Consider the following 634-nt stretch of genomic DNA (forward strand, 5'->3'; position numbering starts at 1 on the left):
AATCATTTCTTATAAAATAAGATTTGATGTTATTTCACTTACAGTTTATTTAATGTACAATATGTCAAAGATCGTCTGAACTATATAGAAGATTTAAAGAAATGATTATATTATCATTCTACAACCTCTACTTGTCCTAAGTGGAGAATAACGGATTCGAACCGTTGACCCCCTGCGTGCAAGGCAGGTGCTCTAGCCAGCTGAGCTAATCCCCCTTATGGATTCTTGAGAGAAATAGGAGCTAAAAACTCACATGCTCAATATCTCCATCTCTATAAAAGAATAATGTGTTAAAAAAAACACATCTACACAACATTACGTTAAGTAGTCCCAGGCAGACTTGAACTGCCGACCTCCACATTATCAGTGTGGCGCTCTAACCAACTGAGCTATAGGACTAAGTTAGAAAAAGCCTCTATAGCGGCTCTTGCCTGCTGCCTTAACACTCTTTTATAAAGTATATTTTAAAAACAGAGTACTTGTAGTACAAAAAGAGAAACAAACCTTAGAAAAAGGTAGAATACTCTTTTTTTTATACTTTATACCATAAAGATGTTTATCGTATACATTCTGCTCCAGAAAGGAGGTGTTCCAGCCGCACCTTCCGGTACGGCTACCTTGTTACGACTTAGCC

At 37.1% G+C, this 634-nt stretch carries 2 tRNA genes and 1 rRNA gene; all 3 read right to left on the bottom strand.

The features are described from left to right. Positions 1-141 precede the first annotated feature (141 nt). Positions 142-215, bottom strand: a tRNA-Ala gene (locus AC1DCD_RS10265). Between the two features lie 110 nt (positions 216-325). After that, a tRNA-Ile gene (locus AC1DCD_RS10270) sits at positions 326-399 on the bottom strand. A gap of 180 nt (positions 400-579) precedes the next feature. After that, positions 580-634: ribosomal RNA gene (locus tag AC1DCD_RS10275) — 16S ribosomal RNA — on the bottom strand; the annotation flags it as partial.

It is taken from the genome of Prevotella sp. C0209C1 (assembly GCF_056583855.1).